The sequence below is a fragment of the Streptomyces javensis genome (assembly GCF_039525925.1).
Lineage (GTDB): Bacteria > Actinomycetota > Actinomycetes > Streptomycetales > Streptomycetaceae > Streptomyces > Streptomyces asiaticus.
This window is the reverse complement of sequence record NZ_BAAAIF010000080.1, coordinates 24,438-45,385: the sequence shown is the minus strand read 5'-3', so window position 1 is coordinate 45,385 and position 20,948 is coordinate 24,438. Positions and strand designations below refer to the sequence as shown.

At 73.4% G+C, this 20,948-nt stretch carries 19 protein-coding genes; 9 read left to right on the top strand and 10 right to left on the bottom strand.

The window, feature by feature from the left end:
• Both ABD329_RS41080 and ABD329_RS41075 read left to right on the top strand, forming a co-directional pair.
• Nucleotides 1–480: acyl-CoA dehydrogenase family protein (locus ABD329_RS41080; protein ID WP_344317755.1), on the top strand; the 480-nt coding region annotated here is incomplete at its 5' end.
• A gap of 58 nt (nt 481–538) precedes the next feature.
• On the top strand, nt 539–1,543 hold the full coding sequence (locus tag ABD329_RS41075) for a LacI family DNA-binding transcriptional regulator (RefSeq protein ID WP_198278963.1): 1,005 nt from the start codon (nt 539–541) through the stop codon (nt 1,541–1,543).
• A 43-nt stretch (nt 1,544–1,586) separates the two neighbouring features.
• Here ABD329_RS41075 and ABD329_RS41070 read toward each other — a convergent pair whose 3' ends face one another.
• Nucleotides 1,587–2,327 carry a PaaX family transcriptional regulator C-terminal domain-containing protein gene (locus tag ABD329_RS41070; protein WP_344317754.1) on the bottom strand — a complete coding sequence of 247 codons (741 nt, stop codon included), beginning with the start codon at nt 2,325–2,327 and terminating at the stop codon, nt 1,587–1,589.
• Nucleotides 2,328–2,429: 102 nt separating this feature from the next.
• Here ABD329_RS41070 and ABD329_RS41065 point away from each other — a divergent pair, with 102 nt between their 5' ends.
• The 4 genes from ABD329_RS41065 to ABD329_RS41050 all read left to right on the top strand — a co-directional run bounded on the left by ABD329_RS41065 (nt 2,430) and on the right by ABD329_RS41050 (nt 6,674).
• Nucleotides 2,430–4,076 (top strand): acyl-CoA dehydrogenase family protein, encoded by a 1,647-nt coding sequence (locus ABD329_RS41065; RefSeq protein WP_198281805.1) that lies wholly within the window; start codon nt 2,430–2,432, stop codon nt 4,074–4,076.
• Nucleotides 4,073–4,915: a crotonase/enoyl-CoA hydratase family protein gene (locus ABD329_RS41060; protein WP_198281804.1), complete on the top strand. Its 843-nt coding sequence runs from the start codon at nt 4,073–4,075 to the stop codon at nt 4,913–4,915. Before ABD329_RS41065 ends, ABD329_RS41060 begins: the two co-directional genes overlap by 4 nt.
• Nucleotides 4,916–5,716: 801 nt before the next feature.
• Entirely contained in the window at nt 5,717–5,869 is a 153-nt protein-coding gene (locus ABD329_RS41055; RefSeq protein WP_198281190.1) for a hypothetical protein, read from the top strand.
• A gap of 34 nt (nt 5,870–5,903) precedes the next feature.
• Complete coding sequence (locus ABD329_RS41050) at nt 5,904–6,674, top strand: bestrophin-like domain (protein WP_198281189.1); 771 nt, start codon at nt 5,904–5,906, stop codon at nt 6,672–6,674.
• Here ABD329_RS41050 and ABD329_RS41045 read toward each other — a convergent pair.
• A complete protein-coding gene (locus ABD329_RS41045; protein WP_198281188.1) occupies nt 6,637–7,929 on the bottom strand; it encodes a cytochrome P450 in 1,293 nt (430 codons plus the stop codon). The two genes, ABD329_RS41050 and ABD329_RS41045, sit on opposite strands and share 38 nt — an antisense overlap.
• 185 nt (nt 7,930–8,114) lie before the next feature.
• Nucleotides 8,115–8,966 carry a metallophosphoesterase family protein gene (locus ABD329_RS41040; protein ID WP_198281187.1) on the bottom strand — a complete coding sequence of 284 codons (852 nt, stop codon included), beginning with the start codon at nt 8,964–8,966 and terminating at the stop codon, nt 8,115–8,117.
• 106 nt (nt 8,967–9,072) lie between these two features.
• On the opposite strand from ABD329_RS41040, the gene ABD329_RS41035 reads away from it, so the two are divergent.
• Nucleotides 9,073–9,534 (top strand): universal stress protein, encoded by a 462-nt coding sequence (locus tag ABD329_RS41035; protein WP_121825759.1) that lies wholly within the window; start codon nt 9,073–9,075, stop codon nt 9,532–9,534.
• 87 nt (nt 9,535–9,621) lie between these two features.
• On the top strand, nt 9,622–9,858 hold the full coding sequence (locus ABD329_RS41030) for a dodecin (RefSeq protein ID WP_086886616.1): 237 nt from the start codon (nt 9,622–9,624) through the stop codon (nt 9,856–9,858).
• Between the two features lie 7 nt (nt 9,859–9,865).
• Here the strand turns inward: ABD329_RS41030 and ABD329_RS41025 are convergent, their stop codons facing one another.
• From ABD329_RS41025 to ABD329_RS41000, 6 genes are all read right to left on the bottom strand, one after another.
• Nucleotides 9,866–10,933 carry a phosphatidylinositol-specific phospholipase C domain-containing protein gene (locus tag ABD329_RS41025; protein WP_344317753.1) on the bottom strand — a complete coding sequence of 356 codons (1,068 nt, stop codon included), beginning with the start codon at nt 10,931–10,933 and terminating at the stop codon, nt 9,866–9,868.
• A gap of 167 nt (nt 10,934–11,100) precedes the next feature.
• On the bottom strand, nt 11,101–12,189 hold the full coding sequence (locus tag ABD329_RS41020; RefSeq protein WP_198278779.1) for an NAD-dependent epimerase/dehydratase family protein: 1,089 nt from the start codon (nt 12,187–12,189) through the stop codon (nt 11,101–11,103).
• A gap of 98 nt (nt 12,190–12,287) precedes the next feature.
• Nucleotides 12,288–14,123, bottom strand: coding sequence for a transketolase (locus ABD329_RS41015; RefSeq protein WP_198278778.1), 1,836 nt, complete (start codon nt 14,121–14,123; stop codon nt 12,288–12,290).
• Between the two features lie 17 nt (nt 14,124–14,140).
• Complete coding sequence (locus ABD329_RS41010) at nt 14,141–15,466, bottom strand: NAD(P)/FAD-dependent oxidoreductase (RefSeq protein WP_198278777.1); 1,326 nt, start codon at nt 15,464–15,466, stop codon at nt 14,141–14,143.
• Nucleotides 15,467–15,652: 186 nt separating this feature from the next.
• Complete coding sequence (locus ABD329_RS41005; RefSeq protein WP_198278776.1) at nt 15,653–16,864, bottom strand: FAD-dependent monooxygenase; 1,212 nt, start codon at nt 16,862–16,864, stop codon at nt 15,653–15,655.
• A gap of 157 nt (nt 16,865–17,021) precedes the next feature.
• Nucleotides 17,022–17,888 carry an Fpg/Nei family DNA glycosylase gene (locus ABD329_RS41000; RefSeq protein ID WP_198278775.1) on the bottom strand — a complete coding sequence of 289 codons (867 nt, stop codon included), beginning with the start codon at nt 17,886–17,888 and terminating at the stop codon, nt 17,022–17,024.
• A 157-nt stretch (nt 17,889–18,045) separates the two neighbouring features.
• Here ABD329_RS41000 and ABD329_RS40995 point away from each other — a divergent pair, with 157 nt between their 5' ends.
• Complete coding sequence (locus ABD329_RS40995) at nt 18,046–19,395, top strand: catalase family protein (RefSeq protein WP_198278774.1); 1,350 nt, start codon at nt 18,046–18,048, stop codon at nt 19,393–19,395.
• A gap of 160 nt (nt 19,396–19,555) precedes the next feature.
• Here the strand turns inward: ABD329_RS40995 and ccrA are convergent, their stop codons facing one another.
• A complete protein-coding gene (gene ccrA, locus ABD329_RS40990) occupies nt 19,556–20,896 on the bottom strand; it encodes a crotonyl-CoA carboxylase/reductase (RefSeq protein ID WP_198278773.1) in 1,341 nt (446 codons plus the stop codon).
• Nucleotides 20,897–20,948: the final 52 nt, after the last annotated feature.

Below are 20,948 nucleotides of genomic sequence, written 5' to 3'. Positions count from 1 at the left end.
GTCGCCGGGGCCGCGGCCGCCGCGCGCGCCGCGGACTGGGCCGCCTTCGCCACGGCCGCGCTGTCGCTCGGCACCGGGCTCGCGCTGGTGGAGCGCACCGCGGCGTACGTCGGACAGCGCACCCAGTTCGGCCGCCCGATCGGCTCGTTCCAGGCGGTGAAGCACCGGCTGGCGGACGCGCTCATCGGCCTGGAGTTCACCCGGCCGCTGCTGTACGGGGCCGCGGTGGCGCTCGCCTCCGGGCCCGCGGGCGGCGCGCTCGCGTCGGGGCCCACGGGTGACGCCCGCGCGGAGGTCGCGGCGGCGAAGGTGGCCACCGGCGAGGCCGCGTACACGGCGGCGCGCACCGCCCTCCAACTCCACGGCGCGCTCGGCTACACCGACGAGTACGACCTCTCGCTGTGGATCCGCAAGGCCCGGGCCCTGCGCTCCGCCTGGGGCTCCCCGTCGGTTTGCCGCGCCCGCGTCCTCGCGCCCTGACCGGTCTTGATCCATGCTGTATCGACCCGTCAGTGAGCGAACAGCGAGGTATGCGCGGATGCACCGGCCCCGGCCCACCCTGGAGAGCGTGGCACGGCGCGCGGGTGTCTCGCGCGCCACCGTCTCCCGTGTCGTCAACGGCTCGACCAAGGTCGGTGAGGACAGCCGTGAGGCGGTCCTGAGTGCCATCCAGGAGCTGGGCTACATCCCCAACCAGGCGGCCCGCAGCCTGGTCACCCAGCGCACCGACTCCTTCGCGCTGGTGCTCCCCGAGGAGCCGGGCCGGGTCTTCTCCGACGACCGGTTCTTCCCGGGCGTGGTGCGCGGGGTGAGCCAGGAGCTGGAGGCCGCGGACAAGCAGCTGGTACTGATGATGGCCCGCTCCGCCGCCAGCCGTGACCGCATCGAGCGCTTCGCGCTGGCCCGCCATGTGGACGGGGTCATGGTCGCGTCGATGCACGGCGCCGATCCGCTGCCCGCCGCGCTGGCCCGGATGGGCATCCCGGTGGTCTGCAACGAGCGGGTGCCGGGCCCGGCGTCGCCGCCGTACGTGGGGGTGGACAACGCGGCGGGCGCGGCGCTGGCCGTGGAGCACCTGATCCGCTCCGGGCGCACCCGTATCGCCACGGTCGCGGGCCCGCAGGACATGGTCGCCGGGATGGACCGGCTCTCGGGCTACCGGGCGGCGCTGGACGGGGCGCGGCTGGCGGCGCATGTCGCGGTCGGGGACTTCACCCAGGAGTCGGGGGCGGTCGCGATGCGGGAGCTGCTGGCCCGGGAGCCCCGGCTGGACGGGGTGTTCGTGGCCTCCGACCTGATGGCGATCGGGGTGCTGCGGGCGCTGCGCCGGGCCGGCCGGCGGGTGCCGGACGATGTGGCGGTGGTCGGTTTCGACGACATAGAGCCCGCGCGCTACACCGAACCGCCGCTGACCACCGTGCGCCAGCCGATAGACGGCATCGGCCGCCGCCTGGCCCGCCAGCTGCTGCGCCTGACCGCCGGAGAGAGCATCGAACCGGCGCTGGTCCTCCCGACGGAGCTGGTGGTCCGCGAATCGGCGTAGCCGGGGGCGGGGCGGCGCCTCCCACCGGGGGACGCCATCGTGTTCAGCCGCCCGCGTACCGCGGCAGCCACGCCCGGAAGTCCCGCTCGAAGGCGTCGTAGCGGCGGCGCAGCTCCGTACCCGGCCAGTCCTCCGGCAGCAGCCGGGCGGGGAGGACGGGGTCGGCGAGGAGGTGGCGGAGGGCGGCGGCCGCGACGGTGAAGCGGTCGGCCGGTTCCTCCGCGTCGTCCAGCGCCGCGCCGAGCAGCCGGGCCTGGCGGGCCCAGCCGTCCAGGTCCCACAGGCGCGCGGCGAGCTCGGCCGGATCGCCCTCCGGCGCGCCGGTGAACCAGCCGCACTGCTCGGCGGCGACGTCCGGGCGCGGGTGGACGAGGTTGGCGGGGCGCATCCAGGTGCCCTCGCGCAGCTCGGCCAGGCGCAGGGTGGCCATGGCCTGGCGGAGGGCGGCGCGCTCGGCCGCCCCGCGCCGGTCGGAGGTGACGATCGCGATCTCCCAGCCGCCGTCCCAGCGCCGGGTGCGCGGGGCGCGGCTCTCGTCCTGCCGCGCCTGGCGGGCCAGCAGCCGGTCGGTGAGCCGGTAGGTGCCATCGCTCTGCTCCAGGTCACCGGCCGCGACCATCCGGGTGAGCGCGACCCGGATGGTGCCCTCGGCGGTGCCGAAGAGCGCGCCGACGCGCACCAGGGCGCGGGCGGGCAGCTGGGGCGGGTGGAGGCCGAGCAGGGTGCTGAGCACGACCGAGCGCGCGGTCAGCGGCCGCAGGATGAGCGTTCCGGTGTCGTCCATGGTTACGCGAAACCCTATCCATTACAGTTCTTCGTCGCGCATACTGGAAGTGTAAGGCCCGGCCGGCCCCGGGAGCCCACCGCGAACGAGGAGATGTCTGCCATGAGCGCCACGCACGAGGTCCTCAACCAGGCCCCGCCGCTCATCGGCTTCAGCACCGCGGACGACCCCGCCCTGCTGGAGGCCCTGCGGCGGCACGACGGCGGCTGGGGCGAACAGGAGGTGCGAGACCTGGGCGCGCGGGCCGGTTCCGCCGAGGTGCAGGACTGGGCGCGGATGGCCGAGGAGCACCCCCCGGTGCTGCACACCCACGACCGCTACGGCCATCGGATCGACGAGGTCGAGTACCACCCCGCCTACCACCAGCTGATGGGCGTCGCCGTGGAGAGCGGCCAGCACGCGGCGGCGTGGAGCGAGACCCGCCCCGGCGCCCATCTGGTGCGCGCGGCCAAGTTCTACGCCTTCGCACAGGCCGAGCCCGGCCATGGCTGCCCGATCTCCATGACGTACGCCGCGGTCCCCGCGCTGCGCGCCGAGCCGGAGCTCGCCGCCGTGTACGAACCGCTGCTGGCCGCCCGCACCTACGACTTCGGGCTGCGCCCGCCGCTCGGCAAGCGGGGCCTGATCGCGGGCATGTCGATGACGGAGAAGCAGGGCGGCTCGGACGTCCGCGCCAACACCACCCGGGCCGTACCGGACGGCGAGGGCCGCTACGTGCTCACCGGCCACAAGTGGTTCACCTCCGCGCCGATGAGCGATGTCTTCCTGACGCTGGCCCGGACGGAGGAGGGCATCACCTGCTTCCTGGTGCCCCGGGTGCTGCCGGACGGCAGCCGCAACCCGCTGCGGCTGATGCGGCTCAAGAACAAGCTGGGCAACCGCTCCAACGCGTCGGCCGAGATCGAGTACGAGTCCGCCCTGGCCTGGCGGGTCGGCGAACCGGGCCGCGGGGTGCGGACCATCGTGGAGATGGTCAACGTCACCCGGCTGGACTGCGTCATCGGTTCGGCGGCGGGCATGCGGGCCGGGCTGCGGCAGGCGCTGCACCACGCCGAGCACCGCCGGGCGTTCGGGGCCGAGCTGGTCGACCAGCCGCTGATGCGCCATGTGCTCGCCGATCTGGCGGTCGAGTCGGAGGCGGCGACCACCCTCGCGATGCGGCTCGCGGCCGCCCTGGACCGCGCCGAGGGCGGGGACGAGGGCGAGGCGGCGCTGCGCAGGCTGGGGCTCGCGGTGAGCAAGTACTGGGTGTGCAAGCGCGGCGCCACTCACGCCGCCGAGGCCCTGGAGTGCCTGGGTGGCAACGGCTACGTGGAGGAGTCCGGGATGCCGCGCCTGTATCGCGAGGCGCCCCTGCTGTCGATCTGGGAGGGCTCGGGGAACGTCGCGGCGCTCGACGTGCTGCGCGCGCTGGGCCGGGAGAACGGCGCCCTGGAGGCGTTCCTGGCCGAGGTCGACGCCGCGGCCGGGGCGGACGCCCGGCTGGACGCCGCCGTGGACCGGCTGCGCGGGCTGCTGCCGCGGCTCACCGACCCCGAGCGGGCGCAGCTGCTGGCGCGCCGGCTGGCCGAGCAGATGACGCTGGTGCTCCAGGGCAGCCTGCTGGTGCGGTACAGCCATCCGGCGGTCGCCGACGCGTTCTGCGCCTCGCGGCTCGACGGGGACTGGGGGCACGCCTTCGGCACCCTGCCGCCCGGCACCGACACCGGCCCGATCCTGGAGCGGGCCCGCCCGAAGGACGCGCGGTGACGCCCACGGACGGCACGGACGGCACGGACGGCACGGACGGCGGGGGCCGAGCGGCAGACGCGGCCGGTGCGCGCCTTACGGTTCGCACGGAGCGGGCGGGGCCGGTCACCACGGTCGTGCTCTCCCGCCCCGAGGTGCGCAACGCCGTGGACGGCGCGACCGCCACGGCGCTGGCCGACGCCTTCCGCGCCTTCGACGCCGACCCCGAGGCGCGGATCGCGGTGCTGTGGGGCGAGGGCGGCACCTTCTGCTCCGGGGCCGATCTCAAGGCGGTCGGCACACCGCGCGGCAACCGGGTGGCCGAGGACGGCGACGGCCCGATGGGGCCCACCCGGCTGCGGCTGTCCAAGCCGGTGATCGCGGCGGTCAGCGGCCACGCGGTGGCGGGCGGGCTGGAGTTGGCGCTCTGGTGCGATCTGCGCGTCGTTGAGGAGGACGCGGTCTTCGGGGTGTTCTGCCGCCGCTGGGGCGTCCCGCTGATCGACGGTGGAACGGTAAGGCTGCCACGGCTGATCGGCGCCAGCCGGGCGATGGACCTGGTGTTGACGGGACGGCCGGTCCCGGCCGACGAGGCGTACGCCATCGGGCTCGCCAACCGCGTCGTACCGCCGGGCCGGGCGCGGGCCGAGGCGGAGCGGCTGGCGGCCGAGATCGCCCGCTTTCCGCAGGCGTGTCTGCGCTCGGACCGGGCCTCGCTGCTGGACCAGGAGGGGCTGCCGGAGGACGCGGCCATGGCGCGGGAGCTGCGCCACGGTCAGGCCGCGCTGGCCGAGGGGCTGGACGGCGCGGCGCGGTTCGCGGCGGGCGCGGGACGGCATGGGAGCTTCGGCGAGCCGTGACCGGCGCGGCCGGGGGCGGGACCGCCCCCGGCCACAGCTGGACGCGTATGAGGGCAATGTCGTCGGCTAAACCTCGATGCGCCAATGTCAGCACTACCCATTCCCCTATTCGGGGGAATTCCTGTGGTCACACGGCTGGCGGGCGCCCGTTCGGCCGAACATCTCCTCGTGAAGCGATGGCAGCGCGTATGGCGTGCGGGGGTCCTGGCCACTGCCCTTGTCCTCACCTCGGCGGGGGCGACGGCCCTGGCCGACGAGGACGGTGACGGTCCGGCGACCGCGCCCGCCTCCCCTCGGCCGACGGCCGACACCCGGTCCCGGCCCGGGGGCCCGGACGACGGACCGCTCGCCTCGGTGCGGATCCGGATCGGTCCCGGTCTGTGTGTGTGCGTCGCCGCTTCGGCGGGTCCGGTCGGCCTCGTCGTGCGGTACGGCTGGTGCCCCAAACCGCCCAGGCCACCCAAACCGCCCAAGCCGACGCCGACCCCGACGCCCACGCCGACACCTACGCCGACCCCCACACCCACCCCCACACCTACCCCCACCCCGACGCCGACGCCGACCTCGACGCCCACTCCCAGCCCGTCCGCCACACCGAGCCGTACGCCCGAGCCGACCCCCACTCCCACTCCCACCCCGACGCCGCGGGCTCCCTCCCCCACGCCCGCTCAGCGGCTCCCCACGCCGGGCCCCACCCGCGCGCCCGCCCGTCCGCTGCCGCCGCCCCAGCCCTCGCGCACCCAGCCTCCGGCATCACCCCCCGCGCCGGCTCCCGCACCGACCAGGACCCGTGCCGTCGAGATGCACGCGTACGAGAAACCCGCGCACAAGAAGCCCGACAACGGGACCTCCTTGGTCACCTTCACCCTGCTGCTCACCGCGCCCGCGGTCCTCGCGGCCGCCGCTCTCCGTCCGCGTTCGCGCTCCGGCGCGCGCGGCGGGCGGCGCGGCTGACGGCCCACCGCCGAACCGCTTGGGAGGTTCATCCATGCCCGAATGGCTGATTATGACCCTGGTGATGGCCGGGACCTGCGCGGTCGTGGTGACCGGGGCGGTCCTCAACGCCCGCAGACTCGGGGAGGAGGACAATCCGGACGAGACCCCGGATGTCCTCGACTACATGATCATGATGATCGGCGTGGTCTACGCGATCGTGCTGGGCCTGGCCATCGCCGGTGTCTGGGAGGCGCGCTCCGCCGCGCAGGACGGGGTCCGTACGGAGGCGCAGGCGCTGCACGAGGTGGCCGAGCGGGCGAGCGTCTACCCCGGTCCGGTGCGCGATCGCATTCGCGACGACGTGGACGCGTATGTGGACCATGTGGTGCACACCGAGTGGAAGGTGATGATCGAGAAGGGGGAGCTCACCGACCGCGGCACCGAGCTGCTGACCACGCTGCGCCACGATGTCACCCACGCGGCCCCGCACAGCGACCTCCAGTCGCAGGCGTATCAGCCGATGGTGGATCAGGTGGCCGCCGTGGACGACGCGCGCGGCGCCCGGCAGCAGAGCGCGGGGCCCACGATGCCCCCGCTGGTCTGGTTCGGCCTGGTGCTGGGCGCGGCGCTGGTGATCGGACTGGTCTTCACCCTGCAAATCCGCCGCTCACCCAGGGAGCTGATGCTCGCCGTGATGTTCATCGCGCTCATCGTCTTCCTGCTCTTCCTGGTGTGGGACTTCGACGAACCCTTCGGACGGTCGGTCGGCGACTCGACCACGGCCTTTACCGATCTGTTCCCCAGCGCACGGGGAGGGTCTTGAGCCCATTCTGGAAGTTGGAGGTGAGCCGCACCGGCTCGCCCGCCCGGCGCAGCCCCGGCAGCCGGTCCAGGGCGGCGCGCAGCATGGCCCGCATCTGGACCCGGGCCAGACGCGCGCCCAGGCAGACATGCGGTCCGAAGCCGAAGCTCAGATGGTCGTTGGGGGCGCGGGTGATGTCGAACCGGTCGGGGTCGGTGAAGACCGTCTCGTCGCGGTTGGCCGAGGCGTGGAAGACGACGACCTTCTCACCGCGCCGGATGAGCTGTCCGCCCAGCTCCACATCGCGGGTGGCGGTGCGCCGGAAGTCGATGACGGGCGGCCAGTAGCGCAGCATCTCCTCCACCGCGGATCCGGTCAGCTCGGGCCGGTCGAGCAGCAGCCGCAGGCTCTCGGGGTGGTCGAGCAGGGTGAGCAGCCCGCCGGGGATGCCGTTGCGCAGCGTCTCGTTGCCCGCCACCGCGAAGAGGAAGAACATGTTCTCGAACTCGTCCCGGCTCAGCCCGCCCTCCCGCATCCGAGCCATCACACTGCCCGGCCGGGGGCGCTCGGCGAGCGCGTGGGCGTAGGCGAACATATCGGCCAGGGCCTCGCGGGAGCGCGGGTTCATCGGCCGTCCGTCGGGGCGGCGCGGCGCCGAGGACGGCCGGTGGGCGAGGGCGGCACGCCCGATGGGGCTCAGCTCTTCCAGGGCCGCGGTGGACAACCCCGCGTAGTCGGCGTCCTGGTAGCCGATGACCCTGCCGGCCCAGTCGTACAGCAGCCGCCGGTCGCCCTCGGGGACGCCCATCACCTGGGCGAGGGTCCAGACCGGCAGATCGGCGGCGAGCTCCACGAAGTCGGCCTCGCCGCGCCCGGCCACGGAGTCCACGAGCGCCGCCGCGCGCTCCTCGATGACCGCCTCCAGCTCCCGCACGGCGCGCGGGGTGAAGGCCGCCGCGACGATGCGGCGGCTGCGGGAGTGGTCGGGCGGGTCCTGGTTGAGCATCATCGCCCGCACGAACTCCAGATCGGCGGGCGTGTCGGGGTCGCGGATCTGGGTGGCCCCGAGGTGGGAGGAGAAGACCTCGGGGGTGCGCAGGACGTGTTTGACGTCGGCGTGCCGGAACACCGCCCAGAAGCCGGGGCCGGCCGGCCACGCACCGACCGCGGGCTCGTCGATCCGGCAGACGGGGCGGGTGGCCCGCAATGCGCCGAACAGGGCGTACGGGACACCGGCGGTGTAGGTCTCGGGGAGGAACGCCTCGACAGGGTTCACAGCCGAGACCGTACGGCGCCGCCCTCCGGGCCCGTCAAGACACCCCGCGCGCCAGGAAGGCCCCGTGCCAGGAAGACCCCGCGCGCCAGGAAGACCCTGCGTGGGCCCTTCCCCGTCACAGGGCCGGGAGCCACCGCCGAGCATCGTCGCGGTGCCCCCCGAGCCCACCGGTCATCGCACAGCCGTTACGGCACCGGCACCGGGAGGATCCGGCGCAGCGGGTCCTCGGGCAGCCGGCCGTGGGCCTTCCACTCGCGGGGGTAGCCGACCGAGACCTCCTGGAACTTCACCCCGTCCTCCACCGTCGTCCGGGGGATGTGCAGATGGCCGTAGACGACCGTCTCGGCCCGGAACCGCACATGCCAGTCGGCGGTCAGCTCGGTGCCGCACCACAGGGCGAAGTCGGGGTAGCGCAGCACCCGGGTGGGCAGCCGGGTCATCGGCCAGTGGTTGATGAGCACGGTCCGCAGCTCCGGGTCGACGGCCGCCAGCCGCGCCTCGGTCTCGGCGACCCGGGCCCGGCACCACGCGTCGCGGGTGGGGTAGGGGTCGGGGTGCAGGAAGTGCTCGTCGGTGCAGACCACCCCCGCCTCATGGGCGTGGGCCAGCGCGGCCTCCTTGGTGGCGATGCCGTCGAGGCGGAAGGTGTAGTCGTAGAGCAGGAACAGCGGGGCGATGACCAGCGGCCCGCCGATGCCCTCCCAGAGCGGGTAGGGGTCCTCGGGCGTGACGATGCCCTTCGCCCGGCACATCTCCACCAGCGCCTCGTAGCGCGCCACCCCCCGGACTTCCAATGGGTCCTTGGGATGGGTCCACAGCTCGTGGTTCCCGGGTGACCAGATGACTTTGGCGAAGCGCTCGCTCAGCAGGCCGAGGACCTCCTCGATCTCGGAGAAGACCTCGCCGACGTCCCCCGCGACGATCAGCCAGTCGTCGTCGGAGCCGGGCCGCAGCCGCTCCACGATCGCCCGGTTCTCCGGATAGGCCACATGAAGGTCGCTGATGGCGAGGAGTTCGCCCCCGTGGGTGCCGCCCATTGTCTCTCCTGTCGTACGGTGGCGGTCATGACGCGGTCGCGGTGCGCGAGCACCGCTTGACGGGCCGGGTGATCACCGGACCGTCCCTGGCGCTAGCCTCGCAGATGTGGTGGACAAACTCCCTCCGTCTTTTGAACGGGGAACCGACGGACCGAAGGTCATCGTGGCCGGACTGGACGGTTCCGAATCCTCCTGGCGCGCCACGGCCTACGCCGCCGGGCTGGCCAGACGCCAGAAGGCGCTGCTGGTCGTGGTCTACATCCAGCCGGTGCTGGCCGCGGGGGCCGCGCTCGGCGCCTCGGTGGCCGACACCACGGGTGAGGTGGCCGAGGAGCTGATGCGGGAGATGCGGGAGGCCACCGAGCGGCTGCGCGGGGTCTTCGAGGTGCGCTGGGAGTTCCACACCTTCCGGGGCGATCCGTACAACGGACTGGCCCAGGCGGCCGATGAGCTGAAGGCCGACGCGGTGGTGGTGGGCGCGTCCGAGCAGGCCGGGCACCGCTTCGTCGGCTCGGTGGCCGTACGGCTGGTCAAGGCCGGGCGCTGGCCGGTCACCGTGGTGCCGTAGGGACCGCCCGTCCGGCTCGCGGAGCCCGGCGCGGTGAGGCACCGTGGGAGAAGCGAACGGACCACCCCACGGACCGGGGAGACTGCCATGGCCCACACCTACCGGGTGACCGAGATCGTCGGCTCGTCCGGCGAGAGCGTCGACGACGCGATCCGCTCCGCCATCGGCCGTGCTTCGAAGACGCTCCGGAATCTTGACTGGTTCGAGGTCGGCCAGGTGCGCGGGCATATCGAGAACGGCCGGATCGCGCACTACCAGGTGGGGCTGAAGGTCGGATTCCGGCTCGAGGACCCCGACGCCGGCTCCGGGGACCGGGCCGGCTGACCCCGGCTCAGCCACGGGGCACGACGGTGGACAGCACGGACGGCAGCGGATACCAGTCGGCGGTCGCGAAGCTGGCGTGCCGCCCGGCGAGTTCGGACACCCGGTCCCGCGCCTGGGTCTCGGTGGGGTTGGTGCCGTCGATCGGGGGCGCCACATTGTGCGCGTCCGTCATGATCAGCAGGTAGTGGCGGTCGTCGTACCAGGCGGTGTCGACACCACTGGTGACATATGTGGACGCGTCCCCGTCGAAGAGCACGAACCACGGCCGCAGGGCGGCGTCGGTGTAGCGGGTGCGCGGGTCGCCCGGGGCGGCGCCGTGGACGGCGGGGAAGGCGGCGGCCTGACCGATCTTCCCGGCGGCGGACAGGTCCCGCAGATGGGTGGCGTACTCGCGGTCGGTCCACAGCGTGTCGAGGGGGTTGTTCTCCTCGACCGTGCCCGGTATGAGCTCGACGACGAACTTGCCCGCGAGCGCCGAGCGGGACGGCCAGCCGCCCGCCCGAACCGCCTCGTCGAGGGTGGCATGGCCGCCCACCACATCCGCCGGGCGCAGCACCGCGTCGCCCAGGGTGGCGCCGAGGAGGGCGTCGAGGTCGGCCGGGCCGCGGCCCTTCTTGCCGTTGAAGCCGTCCTTCATCTCCACCTTGACGAGGATGGGACGGTGCCCCGGATGGGCCTGGTGCCAGGCCCGCATGTCGGCGAGGCAGCCGGCCAGGCTCTGGTCGCGGGGCTTGGTGCGCAGCTCGCCCGGGTTCGCGGCGTTCTCGCAGTTGTTGTCGTTGCCGAGCGGGTTGGAGTGCGAGACCCGCCAGCCGGCGCCGAAGGCGTTGGTCCACACATCGAGTTCCAGGAGCGAGGCCCCGGAGTCCAGCGCGTCCGCGAAGTAGGGGTACTTGGCCTTCTCGTACGCGTTGTGCACCCCCACCGAGGTGGTGGCGGAGTAGGACGGATCGTCCGCGGTGGCGGGCCGGGCCTCGGCCGGTGCCGTCAGACACAGTGCGGCGGCCGCCGCGGCGACCGCCACCGTTCCCGTGCGCCGGGCATGACCGCGCGCCGGACTCCCCACCCTGCCCATGTGTCCCCACCCTCGTCGATGTCACGACCAACTGGGCAGAAGCGTACGGGAGTCGCGTCATGGGTTACGAGCGGCCAGGGGTCACAACGGTACGGGCCCGGCGGCGTGCTGACGCTGAGCCCGTCTCATGTGCCGCGTCTCACACGGCATGGAGGTCGTTCAGCCCGTCAGGGCCGCTCCCCCACCCCGGTCGTCGCGGCCTCGCGCGCCCGTCCGCCGGGCAGCTTGGGGGCCAGCGGGGCGGTCTGGTCCATCCCCGTGCCGCGCCGCAGCCCGGTGAGGAACTCCTGGAGCGTCTCGACCGCGGTGTGCCGGGGCCGCCACCCCAGCTCCTCCTGGGCACGGGTGGTGTCCATCAGCGGGAGCCGCAGGGCGGCGTCGAACAGCTGCGGCGAGGGCGGCAGCAGATGCAGATGCCAGGCCGTGGCCATGGCCGAGCGGGCGGCGAAGCGCGGGATCCGCACCGTCCGCGCATCCAGCAGCCCGGCCAGCGTCCCGCCGTCCACCGGCGGTTCGGCCGCGAGGTTGAAGGCGCCGCGCACCTGACGGCCGAGCGCCAGCCGGTACGCCTCGGCGGCGTCGTCGGTGTGCAGGACCTGGAGCCGCAGCCCGGGCAGGTCGAAGACGGCGGGCAGGAAGGTCGAGCGGACCAGCCGCCGGGGCAGGAACGGGCCCATGAAGAGCCGGCGCTGCTCGGCCGCCGCCTCCTCCTTGAAGAGGAAGCCGGGCCGCATCCGCACCACCCGGACCTGCGGATGCTCCCGTTCAAAGGCGTCCAGCATCCGCTCCACATACGCCTTCTCACGGCAGTACGCGGCCTCCGGCCAGCCGTCGGTGGGCCAGGACTCGTCCACCCGGCGGCCGTCCTCGGGCCCGGGCGAGTAGGCGCCCACCGAGGAGGCGTACACCAGCACCGGCACCTCGGCCCGTGCCACCGCCTCGAAGACCCGCTTGCTGCCGAGGACATTGGTGTTCCAGGTGACGGCGGGCCGGTGGCTTGGCTGGATCAGCCAGGCGAGGTGGATGACCGCGTCGGCGCCCTCGAAGTGCCGTACGAGGTCGGCCTCCTCACGGGCGTCCCGCCCGATGTCCGCGCGTACCCAGGTGGTCTTCGGCGGCGACCAGCTGGGCACCCTGCGGGCGACGCCCACGATCGACTCGATGTCCGGGGCCTCGCCGAGCGTGCGGACGACGCTCGTGCCGGCGTTGCCGGTGGCCCCGACCACCACCACGCGCATTCCGTGCTTGACACCCATGTGTCCGCTCCTTCCGGCAGCGTCGTGTCGTCCTCGGCCGTCCCGGTCTCCGCCCTGGTTTCCGCCCTGCGTCCGGTCCTGGTCCCCGCCCTGGCCCCTCAGCCCTCGCCGACCAGTCGCCGCGCGGCCGTGACGATCGAGGCCGCGTCGATTCCCGCGTCGCTCAGCTGCTCGGCGGGGGTCGAGGAGGCCGGCATCATGCGCACCGCGAGCCGGATCATCCGGGGCACCGGACGGCCGTCGCCGAACGCCTCGAGCACCGCGTCGCCCAGTCCGCCCTCGGGGTGGTGGTCCTCCACGGTGACCAGCCGGCCCGTCGCCTCGGCGGCGGCGCGCAGCGTCTCGGCGTCCACCGGCTTGAGCGAGTACAGGTCGATGACGCGGGCCTGGATGCCCTCCTGGGCCAGCCGGTCGGCCGCCTCGACGGCCTCGTGCAGGGTGATCCCGGCGCCGACCAGGGTGACCCGGTCGTCGTCGCTGGAGCGCACCACCTTGGAGCCGCCGATGGGGAAGGTCTCGGTGGGCGGGTAGATGACCGGCGTCCCGCTGCGGGTGGTGCGCAGATAGCGGATGCCGGACTCCGCGGCCATGGCCGCGGTCAGCTGGGCGGTCTGGTTGGCGTCGCACGGGTAGAGCACCGTGCTGCCGTGCACCGCCCGCATGGCGGCCAGGTCCTCCAGGCCCATCTGCGAGGGGCCGTCCTCACCGATGGCCACCCCGGCGTGGGAGCCGATGAGGTTGAGGTCGGCGTCGCTGATGGACGCCATCCGGATGAAGTCGTAGGCCCGGCTGAAGAAGGCGGCGAAGGTGGAGACATACGGGTTCCAGCCACGGGTCTGCATGCCGACGGCGGCGGCCACCAGCTGCTGCTCGGCGATGAAGAACTCGAAGTACCGCTCGGGGTGCTCCTTGTGGAAGTACTCCAGCCGGGTGGAGTCGCCCACCTCGCCGTCGAGCGCCACCACATCGCCGCGGGCGGTGCCGACGGCGGCCACCGCCTCACCGAACGCGTCACGGCTGGGCACCGAGTCGCCGGGGTTGTAGCGCGGCAGGGCCAGCGGGCCCTCGGACGCGGGCCGGGTGGGGGTCACCGAGGGCGGGCCGAGCACCGGTACGGCCATGTTGCGTACGCCGCCGAGCTCGGCGATGGCCTCGTCGGCGTTCTTCAGCGGCTTGCCGTGCATCCCCTCGCGGTTCTCCACCGAGGCCACACCGCGGCCCTTCATGGTGCGGGCGATGATGGCGGTGGGACGGCCGACGGTGGACGTCGCCTCGGCGTAGGCGCGGTCGATGGCCTCGATGTCATGGCCGTCGATCTCGATGGTGTGCCAGTCGAAGGCGCGGATGCGCCGGGCGTAGGCGTCCAGGTCCCATTCGTGGCGGGTGGGCCCGCGCTGGCCGAGCCGGTTCACGTCGATGATGGCGGTGAGGTTGTCCAGCCGCTCGTACCCCGCGTGCTCGAACGCCTCCCACATCGAGCCCTCGGCCATCTCGCTGTCGCCGCAGAGCACCCAGACCCGGTAGGGCACATGGTCCAGCCGCTTGCCGCTCATCGCCATGCCCACGCCGTACGGCAGGCCCTGGCCGAGCGATCCGGTGGCCACGTCCACCCACGGCAGCCGGGGGGTGGGGTGGCCCTCCAGCCTGCTGCCGCGCTTGCGGAAGGTGATGAACTCCTCGTCGCGGAGGGCCCCGGCCGCCTTGTACACCGAGTAGAGCAGCGGGGAGGCATGGCCCTTGGAGAAGATCAGGTGGTCATTGCCCGGGTGGTCGGGCTGCTCGAAGTCATAGCGCAGATGGTTTCCCATCAGGACGGCCAACAGGTCCGCCGCCGACATCGACGACGTGGGATGGCCGGACCCGGCGGCCGCGGCGGCACGCACCGAGTCCACACGGAGCTGCTGCCCGAGCTCGCTGAGCTGTTCGTGTCGCATTGTTCTCCTTCCAGGTTTCACCGGCGGTCGGCCGCCGCCCGGGCGGTCTGCGCGACTTCGGGCGACTCGGTGTCCAGTGGCACCGCCCAGGGCGGGACCACCCCGAGCTGTACCCCCTGACGTGGCAGCACCGCGTCGAGCAGCCAGTCGGCGGCTACCCGGACCCGGTTCCCCGGCATCGCCATCAGGTGGTAGCCGCGGGTGACCGCGTTGGCGATCGGGCCGGACAACGGGATGTGCAGCGGGTCCGCGGCGGCCTGCACCCCGCCGAGGTCGACGGTGAACCCGAGGTCGTGGTGTTTGTACGGCTTGGCGGTGCCGCGCCCGAGGGAGGCCAGCACATTGTGGCCCGCGACCTTGCCCTGCCGGTGGGCGTGTTGCGCGGTCATCGGGGTGAACTGGCCGGGACGGGTCAGATCGGGCACCGCGGCGGCGTCCCCGCAGGCCACCACGTCCGGATAGCCGGGTACGGCCAGATACTGGTCGACCCTCAGCCGGCCGCGTTCGGTCGGCAGCCCGAGCTGCTCCACCAGCGGGTCGGGGCGCACCCCGACACACCAGATCAGCGACCGGGTGTCGACGAACTCGCCGTCGTCCAGCAGCACGCCCTCCGAGGTGGCCTCCTTGACCGTGGTGCCCATGCGGACCTCCACACCTCGTTTGCGCAGCACCCGGTCGGCCGTGCGGGACAGCTTCTTGTCCAGCTCGGGAAGGACCCGGGGGGCGATGTCGAGCAGTATCCAGCGGGGCCGCGGCGCGCCGCGCAGGGAGGTGTTCTTCCGCGCGAGCGAGTCGGTGAAGAGCACCCCGTGGGCGGCCACCTCGGTGCCGGTGTAACCGGCGCCGACCACCACGAAGGTGCGGCGGGCCGCCCGCTCCCGGGGGTCGGCGGCGGTGCCCGACATCTCCATCTGGCGGATGACGTGATCGCGCAGGTAGAGCGCCTCGGGCATGCCGCGGAAGCCGTGGGCGTGCTCGGCCACACCGGGGATCGGCAGCAGCTTGTTGACGCTGCCCACGGAGAGGACGAGCCGGTCGTAGTCCATCTCGCCCGACCGTCCGTCCGGGTCCCGCCAGGAGATCTTGCGGGCGTCCAGATCGACGCCGTGGACCTCGCCCAGCACCAGCCGGACATGCGGCAGGGTGCCGGTGAGGGAGACCGAGACACGCCGGGGTTCCAGGATCCCGGCCGCCACTTCGGGCAGCAGGGGCAGATACAGGAAGTAGTCGTTGGGATTGATCAGGACGATGTCCGCCGCGCCGCGCAGGGTGCGGGAGAGCGTACGGGCGGCCTGATAACCGGCGAATCCGGCACCGACGATCACTATGCGTATTGGGCTCACACGAATCTCCCGGGCATACGGGGCCAGGGAGCTCCAAGTGCCCGTGAGAGCCGGGACCAAACGTGGGGCCCGGTGGACCCCGCCCCCGGGGCCGTGTTCCGGGGGCGGTTCCCGGTCGCGGTCCCGGGGCGCCGGGAGCGCGTGGACCCCAGTGGCGCGCGTACGTCAGCGGCTGGCGCGCGTACGTCACCGGCGCCGGCGGGCCGTCTGCGCGTCGATCCGCTCGTCCCAGTCGATGCGGTAGCCGGTCAGCCAGTCCGCGGAGCCGTTGCCCGCCCGGTCCAGCTTGCGCGGCATGGTGGCGTCGCGCAGGGCGCGTGCCACGGGCCCCGGCGCCGTGCGCCGGGCCATGCCCGCGCTGGACGCGGCGACCTTCTCGACCCGCTCCCGGCGCAGCGCCTCGTACGCGGCGAAGGCCGACTGGGGCGTGCGCAGATCGCGCAGGCATTTGGCGAGCACGACGCCGTCCTCGATGGCCATCGAGGCACCCTGCGCGGCGTTGGGCGCGCAGGCGTGTGCGGCGTCGCCGACGATGACCATGGCCTCCTCGGACCAGGTGGGGGTGGAGATGATGTCGTAGGCGGCAGTGGCCACGATGGTGTCGCCGGTGGCCCGGACCAGGTCGGCCGCCGGCGTGTTGTCCTCGGCGAAGAGCGTCAGCAGCCGCTCCCGCCACTGCTCGGAGGTGACGGCGGCGAGCTCGGCCTTGGACATCTCCTCGGCCGGGGCGTTGCAGAACCACCAGACCTCGCCGTCCGGGGCGGTGGTGCAGCCGAAGAACGCCTGCTTGCCGAAGATCATCGTGTAGGCGTCGGGGTCCGGTGGCGAGTCGGCGTCGCGGGTGTAGCCGCAGACGGTGTGCTGTCCGGTGTAGCGGGGCCGGGGCGCGGCCGCGTCGATGAGCCTGCGGACGAGCGAGTGGATGCCGTCGGCGCCGATCAGCATGTCGCCCACGGCGCGGCCGCCGTCGGCGAAGGAGCCGACGATCCGGCCGTCGGGGCTGGTGTGGGCGGCGAGCAGCCGCTTGCCCTGCTCGACGCGCACTCCGCGGCGCACCGCCTCCTCGCGGAGCACCCGGGCGAGGGTGGCGCGCTTGAGCGTCACGGAGCCGAGGCCACCGTCCTGCGATCCGGACATGGGGCGGTTGCCGAGCCGCTTGCCGGTGTTGCTGATGAAGTCGACGCGGCCGGCCGGGAAGGAGTTCTTCAGCACGGGTTCATGGGCGTCGATGGTGCGCAGTGCCTCCAGGCCGTTGGCGGCGACGACGAGGAACGCACCGGCGTCGATGGCGTCCGTGGGGTACGTCTCGTAGACGACCGCGTCGATACCGGCCTTCCGCAGGGCCATCGCGGTCACCGTGCCGGCGATGCCGCCACCGATGATCAGGGCTGTGGTCATGGTGCTCCGTGACGTGGCGTGGGGTGTCGTGTCGTGGGATTGCGACAGCACCATATGGCGGCCAGGAGCTCCCCGGGTCAAGAGCGGCACTTCAACTAACGGGCGCCGGGCGGCATTTGGGGCGGAACCCGGCAGCCCGTCACCGGAGAGCGGCCCGCTACTTGAGCAGCCGGGACAGCCGCCGGTCGGCGAGCGGCTTGCCGCCGGTCTGGCAGGTGGGGCAGTACTGGAGCGAGGAGTCGCGGAAGGACACCTCGCGGACGGTGTCCCCGCACACCGGGCACGGCTGCCCGGCGCGGCCGTGCACCCGCATGCCACCGCGCTTCTCCCCCTTGAGGTCGGTGGCGGCCAGGCCGCGGGAGCGCTCCACGGCGGAGCGCAGCGTGGCGCCCATCGCCTCGTACACCCCGGCGATCTCCGCTTCGGTGAGGTCCGAGGCGAGCCGGTAGGGCGACATCCGGGCGGCGTGCAGGATCTCGTCGGAGTAGGCGTTGCCGATTCCGGCGATGACGCTCTGGTCGCGCAGCACCCCCTTGATCCGGTGGCGCACGCCGCGCAGCAGCCCGGCGAACGCCTCCAGGGTGAAGGAGTCGTCGAGGGGGTCCGGGCCCAGCCGGGCGATCCCGGGGACCTCCCGCGGGTCGTTGACCACGTACACCGCGAGCCCCTTGCGCGTACCGGCCTCGGTGAGGTCGAAGCCGGAGCGCTCAGGACCGGCCAGGAGCAGCCGCAGCGCGAGCGGGCCCTTGCCGGGCCGGGGCGGGGCCTCGGGGAGTCCGTCCCGCCAGCGCAGCCAGCCCGCCTTGGCGAGGTGGACCACCAGATGGGGGCCGTCGGTGGCCAGGTCGAGGAACTTGCCGTGGCGGGACGCCGCCGTGACGGTCCGGCCCTCGAGCGCGCTCGGCGGCGGGTCGTAGGTCTTCAGGACGCTCACCGCCACGGGGAGGACGCGGGCGATCTCCCAGCCGGCGGCGCGCTCGGCCAGGATCGCGCTGAGGGCCTCCACCTCGGGCAGCTCCGGCATGCCACCAGTGTGCCGCAGGCCGGAGCGGAACCACCCGCGGCGGCCCGGATGACCGGTTCCCTCCGGCGCACCGCTCCGGGCTGCGGCCCCGCGCACCCTCGCTTAGCGTCTCATGTGTTCCTTATCGTCCCTGCCTGCCCCGTACGGAGCGTTCCCCATGGTCAACACCGGACAGCGGTCCGTACGCGATGAGGCGGTACGGCACGAGGTGGCGTGCGGGACGGGAGGCGTGGCGTACGAGGGCTATGAGGCGTACGAGGGCGGCAGCCCCGAGGCCGAGCGGCTGCGCTTCCGGAAGCTGACGCACGAGCTGATGCGGATGCAGCGGTACTCCGACGGCACCGACGGCTCGGGCGCCCCGCGGCCGCTGCGCGCCTTCCGCGGCGAGGCGGCGCTGGGCGTGGAGAACGCCCGGCTGCGGTTCCGCGACGACCTTCCGCCGGAGCTGTGCGTGGGATACGCCCGGCCGGGCGCCGACTACCCGGCCGTGGTGCGGCTGTCCAGCGCGAGCGGCTCCGAGGGGTACGGCGCCACGCCCGATCTGCGCCGGCTGGCGGTACGGGTCCAGGCCGGTCCCGGGGAGACCCACGATCTGCTGGCCACCAGCTTCCCGGTGTCGCACGCCGCCGACGCGCATGAGTTCATCGCCTTCGCCAAGGCCACGGCGGGCGCGGGGAGCACCGTGGAGAAGGCGTTCGGGCTCTTCGTCCGGCTGCCGCTGGCGGTCGGCTGGGCCACCGCCGACCGGATGCGCCGCAATATGCGGATCGCCACCCGCCACACGGTGGGCTCGCTGGCCCGCGAGACCTTCTGGAGCCGGGGCGCGATCCTGTGGGGCCCGGCCGGTCCGGTGCGCTACCAGCTGCGTCCGGCACCCGGCGGCACCCCCGCTCCCCCGCCCGACGGCGGCGACCCGGACTACCTCCACCGTGAGCTGGCGATGCGGCTGTCCACCGGTGACATCGCCTTCGAGCTGTGTGTGCAGCGCTATCTGGACGACCGCCGCACCCCGGTCGAGGACGGTTCGGTGGAGTGGCGGGAGAGCGACGCGCCGGTGGTCCCGGTCGCGGTGCTCACCGTGCCGCGCCAGGACCTGGACGGTGCCCGGGCCCGGTCCGCGGCCCGCCGGGTCGAGCAGTTGGCGTTCAACCCCTGGCACACCACCGCTGAGTTCCGTCCGCTCGGCAACCTCAACCGGGCCCGCAAGGCCGCGTACGAGGCCGCCGCGGCGCACCGGCTCGGTCTGCGCTTCCCCGCCGCCGAGCGGCGGCCCGCCGCACCGCTGCCCGTACCGGTGCGGGCCGCCCTCGACCTGCCGGTGCGGGCGGCCCTCGGCCTGGTCGACCGCTGTGTGCCCTGGCATCGGCTGCCGGCCCCGCTGGGGCTGCTCAACCCGGCCGCGCTGGGCCGGACACTGCGCCGGCTCGGCCTCGTCGAGGGGAACGGCACACCCGAGGCGCCGCAGCGCCCCGCCACGGCCGGGGAGAGGCCCCAGGTGGCGCGCTGACCGGGCCGGTGTACCGACGCGCTGTCGTGTGGCGCTCCCCGGCCTGCCCGCCGTGGTGGCCGGGCACCCCTCGCCGGCGGACGGGGTCACCTCGGTGTGCCGAGCCACGGTGTCTTCGGCTACGGGGCGCGGACGGGGGGGCCCGCCCCGGTGAACCGGGTCAGTCCTGGCGGAAGCGGTTGATGGCCGGGAGATGGCGCTCGCGCAGCTCCGGGTCGCGTACCCCCAGCCCCTCCTCCGGGGCCAGGCACAGCACGCCGACCTTCCCGGAGTGGCGGTTGCGGTGGACGTCCTGGGTGGCCGTGCCGACCGCCTCGAGCGGATAGACCTTGGAGAGCGTGGGGTGCACCATCCCCTTCTCGATCAGCCGGTTGGCCGCCCAGGCCTCCCGGTAGTTGGCGAAGTGGGTGCCGATGACGCGCTTGAGCGCCATCCACAGATAGCGGTTGTCGTACTCGTGGCGGTAGCCGGACGTCGAGGCGCAGGTGACGATCGTTCCGCCGCGCCGCGTCACGAACACACTGGCGCCGAAGGTCTCCCGGCCGGGGTGCTCCACGACGATGTCCGGGTCGTCACCGCCGGTCAGTTCGCGGATCCGGGACCCGAAGCGCTTCCACTCCTTGGGGTCGGGCGTGGTCGCGTCCTTCCAGAAGCGATAGCCCTCCTCGGCCCGGTCGATGACCAGCTCGGCCCCCATGGAGCGGACGAGTTCGGCCTTGCGCCGCCCGGAGACCACACACACCGGGATCGCCCCGCCGTTGACGGCCAGCTGGGTCGCGTACGAGCCGAGGCCACCGGCCGCGCCCCAGATGAGGGTCACATCACCCTGCTTCATCTGGGCGCCGTTGCGGGAGACGAGCTGCCGGTACGCGGTGGAGTTGACCAGGCCGGAGGACGCGGCCTCCTCCCAGGTGAGGTGGGCGGGCATCGGCATCAGCTGGTTGGCCTTGACCAGCGAGAGCTCGGCGAGCCCGCCGTAGTTGGTCTCGAAGCCCCAGATGCGCTGCTCGGGGTCGAGCATGGAGTCGTCATGGCCGTCCGGTGAGCGCAGTTCGATGGAGAGGCAGTGGGCCACCACCCGGTCGCCCGGCTTCCAGTGGCGCACCCCCGGCCCGGTGCGCAGCACCACCCCGGCCAGGTCGGAGCCGAGCACGTGGTAGGGCCGGTCGTGGCGGGCCGCTCCGGGGTCGTCGGTGCGCGCGTAGCGCTCCAGGAAGCCGAAGGTCGGCAGCGGCTCGAAGATGGCGCTCCAGACGGTGTTGTAGTTGATCGCGCTGGCCATGACCGCGATCACCGCCTCGCCCGGCCCCGGTTCCGGGGTGGGCACCTCGCGGATGTGGAGCGACTTCTGGGGGTCCTTGTCCTTGGTGGCCATGCCCTCGAACATCTCGGACTCCTCTTTGAGGATCACCGCGCCCCGATAGGACTCGGGAAGGTCCAAGGCGGCGAAGTCCGCGGCCACCGCATCCTCTGCCAGCGCGGCGCTGATGATGTCCTGCATGACATGTCCTCCGATGTACCGCTCCGGGCACTCTGTGTCCCGGAGGCTATGG

What these genes read in the sequence shown, in the direction of transcription:
- ABD329_RS41075 (WP_198278963.1), top strand. Translation starts at nt 539, where the DNA reads ATGCACCGGCCCCGGCCCACCCTGGAGAGCGTGGCACGGCGCGCGGGT.
- ABD329_RS41070 (WP_344317754.1), bottom strand. Translation starts at nt 2,327, where the DNA reads ATGGACGACACCGGAACGCTCATCCTGCGGCCGCTGACCGCGCGCTCG.
- ABD329_RS41065 (WP_198281805.1), top strand. Translation starts at nt 2,430, where the DNA reads ATGAGCGCCACGCACGAGGTCCTCAACCAGGCCCCGCCGCTCATCGGC.
- ABD329_RS41055 (WP_198281190.1), top strand. Translation starts at nt 5,717, where the DNA reads ATGCACGCGTACGAGAAACCCGCGCACAAGAAGCCCGACAACGGGACC.
- ABD329_RS41050 (WP_198281189.1), top strand. Translation starts at nt 5,904, where the DNA reads ATGCCCGAATGGCTGATTATGACCCTGGTGATGGCCGGGACCTGCGCG.
- ABD329_RS41040 (WP_198281187.1), bottom strand. Translation starts at nt 8,966, where the DNA reads ATGGGCGGCACCCACGGGGGCGAACTCCTCGCCATCAGCGACCTTCAT.
- ABD329_RS41030 (WP_086886616.1), top strand. Translation starts at nt 9,622, where the DNA reads ATGGCCCACACCTACCGGGTGACCGAGATCGTCGGCTCGTCCGGCGAG.
- ABD329_RS41025 (WP_344317753.1), bottom strand. Translation starts at nt 10,933, where the DNA reads ATGGGCAGGGTGGGGAGTCCGGCGCGCGGTCATGCCCGGCGCACGGGA.
- ABD329_RS41020 (WP_198278779.1), bottom strand. Translation starts at nt 12,189, where the DNA reads ATGGGTGTCAAGCACGGAATGCGCGTGGTGGTGGTCGGGGCCACCGGC.
- ABD329_RS41015 (WP_198278778.1), bottom strand. Translation starts at nt 14,123, where the DNA reads ATGCGACACGAACAGCTCAGCGAGCTCGGGCAGCAGCTCCGTGTGGAC.
- ABD329_RS41005 (WP_198278776.1), bottom strand. Translation starts at nt 16,864, where the DNA reads ATGACCACAGCCCTGATCATCGGTGGCGGCATCGCCGGCACGGTGACC.
- ABD329_RS41000 (WP_198278775.1), bottom strand. Translation starts at nt 17,888, where the DNA reads ATGCCGGAGCTGCCCGAGGTGGAGGCCCTCAGCGCGATCCTGGCCGAG.
- ABD329_RS40995 (WP_198278774.1), top strand. Translation starts at nt 18,046, where the DNA reads ATGGTCAACACCGGACAGCGGTCCGTACGCGATGAGGCGGTACGGCAC.
- ccrA (WP_198278773.1), bottom strand. Translation starts at nt 20,896, where the DNA reads ATGCAGGACATCATCAGCGCCGCGCTGGCAGAGGATGCGGTGGCCGCG.